Below are 4,900 nucleotides of genomic sequence, written 5' to 3'. Positions count from 1 at the left end.
GGTGCCTCCACTGTTCTTCGGCCACCGGCCCGACACATCAGTCACATGACGTCGAGACGCACGAAGACGCTCGCGGACGCACGAGGGGTCTGCCGGGCCGCCAGATTCAGTCATCCGACTGTTTCCGCCGTGCCACCGCTTGGTGATCCTCGAAGGAGCGCCGCGATGCCGGCGGATCGTCGTGTGTGCAATCGGAAGGTCTGGCCGTGAAGCAAACCCCCGTCGTCCTCATCCACGGTGCGTGGTTCCACATGTCCTCCTGGGAGGGCTGGGCCGAACGGTTCACCTCGCACGGCTACGCGGTGTGCGTCCCGGGCTGGCCCGGCGAAGCCCCCACCGCCGACCAGGTCCGCCGTGATCCCGGCCCGCTACGCGACCTCGGGCTCGCCACGCTCACGGCCCACTACGAGAAGATCGTGCGTTCCTTCGACAACCCGCCGGTCCTCATCGGGCATTCAGCCGGCGGCCTCATCGCCCAACACCTCCTCGGAGCCGACCTCGGCCGCGCCGCCGTCGCCCTCGCGCCGCTGCCGGCCGGTGGTGTTCCGCTGGACGGCGGCAGACCCCGGCCGTGGTCGCTGATGCCGGCCGGCTCGACCCGGCACCCGTGCTTCGAGCCGCTGCCGCGCCCCCGGTTCCGACACGTCGTCGCCAACGCGGTCGGTGAGGAGGAGGCCGCGAAGCTCTTCGACCGGTACGCCGTTCCGGCCCCGCTCCGGCTGCTCGCGGACCTCGGACTCGATCGCACCGCCGCCGGGTCGGCCGACACCGTCGTGGACACGGCGAATTCGGGGCGCGGACCGCTCCTGCTCGTGTCCGGCCAGGAGGACCGGATGGTCCCGGACGCTGTGACCCGCTCGGTCTACAAGCTCTACGGAGACTCCTCCGCCGCGACCGATCTGAAGCAGTTCGCCGATAGAGGGCACTCCCTGGTGTTCGACAGCGGCTGGCGCTCGGTCGCCGACCACGTCCTCGCCTGGCTGGCCGCCAACGGCGTCGAGGCCGTGGCCGCACGGAGCTGAGCGCGGGCATCAGACCTGCGCGGTATCAGACCTGTGAAGGCTCCTCGGTCCGGCTCAGCGCGTCGCGCAGCGCCGCCCGGGCCGTGATGCCCAGCTTGGGGAAGATGCGGTACAGGTGCGAGCTGACGGTACGCGGCGACAGGTGCATCCGCTCGCCGATCTCCTTGTTCGTCAGGCCGCCGGCGGCCAGGTCGGCGATGCGGCGTTCCTGCCAGGTCAGCGAGGCCAGGTTCAGCGTCGAGGCGCGGGCCGGGGTCCCGGTGGCGCGTAGTTCAGCCCGAGCCCGCTCGGTCCAGCCGGCCGCGCCCAGCCGCTCGAACGCCTCGGCCGCCGGGACCAGGTACTGCCGCGCCGTCGCCCGGCCCTGGACGTGGCGCACCCGGATGCCGTGCGCCAGCCGGATCCGGGCCAGCTCGAACGGGAAGCGGGCGGCGTCCGGGTGGGATTCGGCCCGCGCGAACATCTCGGCGGCCTCCCGCTCGCTTTCAGCGGTCATCGCCAGCGCGCCGTAGGTGATCAGCCCCAGGCGGGGCGACACGTTCGGCAGTCCGGCGTCGCGGGCGGCGAGGGCGTGCGCCCGGGCCTGCTCGACGCGTCCGGTGTGTCGGGCGGCCTCGACGAGATCGAGCAGGGTACGCGATGCCTGATACACGTAGGGCCGGAACGTGCCCGGCTGCGTGATGCCGATGGCGTAGAGGTACGCGGTCTCGTAGTCGCCGGAGCTCAGCGCGGCGGTCGCGCCGGCGGAGTCGGCGACCTGGGTCAGGAACCCCAGTCCGCGCGGGCGGGCCCAGGAGTCCACCTCGGCCTGCAGGTCCCGCGCCCGCCCGATCTGTCCGCGCAGCGCCGCGAGCTGGGCCAGGTACGCGCGGCTCTGGGCGGCGAACAGGTGGTGGCCGTGCTCGGCCGCCAGCTCCAGGCCGCGCTGTCCGGTGTCCTCGGCCTCGGTCCATTCGCCGACCGCCATCTGGTCGAGCATGATCTGGTGCAGCATGACCATGCCGGTGGCCACGGCTCCGGTCTCCAGCTCGCGGTCCACGATGCGCTGCAGGTGGGGGCGGTATTGGCTCAGGATGTCGAGGTGGTACGCGGCCGCGCCCAACCGCGTGACGTCCCAGGGTTCCAGATCCGGCAGGTTCGCGGCGGCTTGTCGCACCGGCCCGGCCCAGCCGGCCCCATGCCTGGTCACATCGCTCCACGTGCCGCTGTAGAGACGCGAGCGTTGGGTGACGAGGCTGCCCATGGAGGCGAGGAGTTCGTGCGTGCTCTCCCAGGCCACGCGGTCCCCGCTGTACTGACTGATCGCCAGGAGAAGGATCACCAGCCGGGTGAGGACCTCATCCCGTTCGGCTGCGCCGACAGTCGAGGCAGTGGCTCCGCCGACAGTCGACACAGTGGCCGGCCCGCCGTCCCGCAGCTTCTCGATCGCGGCCGAGACCCGTCGGTGGGTGGAGCGGACGTCCCCGTCCTGGTAGAGCGCCTGGTACGCGGTCGCCAGCACCGAGGCCGGTGACTCCGTCGCACCGGGTCCGCGGTCCGCCTGGACCAGCCGGTGGGCCTGGCCGAGGCGGGCGGCGTGACCGGCGACGAAGGCCGCGTCGGCCAGCCGCCGGGACCGGTCCGTGTGGTTCTCGCTGAGCTCGGCGGCCCGGGTCAGCCAGGTCACGGCCGCCAGCGCGCCGCCGCGCCGGGTCGCCGACCCGGCCGCCGCCTCCCGGATGTCGGCGACGTCCTCGTCGGGATCGACCGTTGCCGCTGCCAGGTGCGTCGCCCGGCGTTCGAGGTTCTCCCGATGAACATGCGCCAGCGTCAGATGCGCGGCGCGGCGCTGGTTGGGAGTGGCCATCTGCACGACGGCGGACCGCACGAGCGGGTGGCGGAAGACGAAATCGCCGGTGGCCACCTCGATGTCCAGCAGCCCGGCGGCCACTGCCGCGTCGGCGTCGCGCATGCCGTAGCGCGTGCGGGGGACGGCGTCGGTGCCGCTCGGGGTCCCGGCGCCGTCGAGCGCGCCCATCAGCAGCTCGGTCCGCACCCGCCCGTCGAGGGCTGCGATGCGGGTGCCGAACAGCCGTTGCAGCCGCCGGGGCAGGGGCACGCCGTGCTGACCGATCAGGTCTTCGACCGGCAGGTCGCTCGACCGGCCGGCGAATTGGGCGGGCAGCTCCAGCAAGGTCAGCGGGTTGCCCCGGGCCTGCTCCAGGACGATTCGACGGACCTGTCGGCTCAGATCAGGGTACCGGTGGTCCAGTAGGCGGGCCGCGTCCTCGTCGGCGAGGGCGGCGATCGGCAGTTCGGGCAGTGCGGCGGTGTCGAAGCGCGACGTGAGGTCGGTGCGGACCGCGACCAGCATCTTCGCCGGGCCGCCGGCCAGGCGTCGGCCCACGAAGCCGCAGACGTCGGCGCTGGCGTCGTCCAGCCACTGCGCGTCGTCGAGGACCAGCAGCAGCGGCCGCTGTGCGGCGGAGAGCGACAGCAGGCTGAGAACGGCGATGCCGAGCGTCATGACCGAGGGCGGATCGCCCTGCACCCCGCCGAACACGGCGTCGAACACCGCCCGGGTCCCGTCATCCAACCGTGCGACGTCGGCGAGCAGCGGATGAAGCAACTGATGCAGCCCGGCATAGGGCAGCTCGGACTCGGCCTCGACGCCGGCGGCCCGGACGACGACGTGGCCCTCCTGCTCCGCCAACCCGGCGGCGTGGTTCAACAACGAACTCTTGCCGACACCCGTCTCCCCTCGCAGGACGAGAGCCTGGCCCGTGGCGGACTTCACGAACGCCACGAGCTCCGCCTGCTCCTCCTCGCGGCCCACCATCGTCGTGGTGATGGGTTTCATGCCCCCTGCCCCTTCCTGATATCGCTCTCATCGCGCGGCAGTTCCAACAGCGCCGGCGGATCGCCGCGCGCTTCCGCAACGATCACGTCCCGCACACGGGGATGCACCGGCCAGGGCAGCACCGAGTCCAGCAATGCCCGGGCGTCGTCGTCGCAGAGCCCGTCCACCTGTAGCTCCGGCAGGCCGGCAAGGAGTCCGGCGCTGGTCGACGCCAGGGCCGACACCGAGGTGGACACGGCGAAGACCCGGAGCCACGGGCGGCGTGACCGACGCCGCGCCGGGCTTCGATCTTGAAGTCCACCTTCGTCAGCTCCTTCGCCGCAACGGAAGCCGGTCGGCATCCACCGATCACGATCCCGGGACCGCGGGCCCGTCGAGCCAGTGCCGAACCCTGGCCAGTACCCGGGCCGGGGGCGACCAGGGTCCGACACCGGCTCGACGGGGCGCCGCCGCCAGGGAGTCTGTGGACAGCCGTTCAGGACACCGACGTAAGGAAGACCCGCCATGCCCGTCAACTACACCGCCACGGTCGAAGTCACCGGCGAGGGCCGCAACGGTGGCACCGCCCGCTCCACCGACGGTCTGCTCGAACACCGCCTGTCCATTCCCAAGGAACTGGGCGGAGCTGGCGACGCCACCAACCCGGAACAGCTCTTCGCCGCGGGCTGGGCCGCCTGTTTCCTCGGCGCCCTCCGCCACGCCGCCGCCCAGCGCAAGATCAGGCTGACCAGCACCGAGATCACCGCCGAAGTCACGCTCCTCCACGGCGACGACGGCGAGTTCTCGCTCCTGGCCACGCTGGCCCCGCGTCTCGGCGGCGTCGACCAGCGCACCGCCGAGGAGCTCGCCGAGGCCGCCCACCAGATCTGCCCCTATTCCAAGGCGACCCGGGGAAACATCCCCGTCACCCTCAACGCCGTCGCTGTCTGATCGCCTTCGACATCAGAGCGGGCCCCCCCACGCCTTCGCACACGCGGGGACGTGGAGGACCGCTCGGAGGAAAAAAAAGGGACGCCAGAAAAAAAACCCGAAAACACAC

Annotated in this window: 4 protein-coding genes; 2 read left to right on the top strand and 2 right to left on the bottom strand. The window is 72.0% G+C overall.

All coding sequences use genetic code 11. From position 1 onward, the window contains the following. Positions 1-206: 206 nt before the first annotated feature. Positions 207-1,022, top strand: a complete 816-nt coding sequence (locus ACFQ87_RS33235; RefSeq protein ID WP_380614616.1) for an alpha/beta hydrolase — start codon at positions 207-209, stop codon at positions 1,020-1,022. A 25-nt stretch (positions 1,023-1,047) separates the two neighbouring features. Here ACFQ87_RS33235 and ACFQ87_RS33230 read toward each other — a convergent pair whose 3' ends face one another. Both ACFQ87_RS33230 and ACFQ87_RS33225 read right to left on the bottom strand, forming a co-directional pair. After that, the gene (locus tag ACFQ87_RS33230; RefSeq protein ID WP_380614615.1) at positions 1,048-3,861 is read right to left on the bottom strand and encodes an AAA family ATPase; all 2,814 of its coding nucleotides are present in this window, start codon (positions 3,859-3,861) and stop codon (positions 1,048-1,050) included. Then, positions 3,858-4,097, bottom strand: coding sequence for a hypothetical protein (locus ACFQ87_RS33225; protein ID WP_380614614.1), 240 nt, complete (start codon positions 4,095-4,097; stop codon positions 3,858-3,860). Before ACFQ87_RS33225 ends, ACFQ87_RS33230 begins: the two co-directional genes overlap by 4 nt. Before the next feature lie 268 nt (positions 4,098-4,365). Between ACFQ87_RS33225 and ACFQ87_RS33220 the strand changes: the two genes are divergently transcribed. Beyond that, entirely contained in the window at positions 4,366-4,791 is a 426-nt protein-coding gene (locus ACFQ87_RS33220; protein WP_380614613.1) for an organic hydroperoxide resistance protein, read from the top strand. The last annotated feature ends 109 nt before the right edge of the window (positions 4,792-4,900 follow it).

Source organism: Kitasatospora sp. NPDC056531 (assembly GCF_042794375.1).
Taxonomy (GTDB): Bacteria; Actinomycetota; Actinomycetes; order Streptomycetales; family Streptomycetaceae; genus Kitasatospora.
This window is presented reverse-complemented; position numbering and strand designations above follow the sequence as displayed.

Bases quoted from the DNA above. Each gene is read 5' to 3' on its own strand.
- ACFQ87_RS33220 (WP_380614613.1), top strand. From the start codon at position 4,366: ATGCCCGTCAACTACACCGCCACGGTCGAAGTCACCGGCGAGGGCCGC.
- ACFQ87_RS33230 (WP_380614615.1), bottom strand. From the start codon at position 3,861: ATGAAACCCATCACCACGACGATGGTGGGCCGCGAGGAGGAGCAGGCG.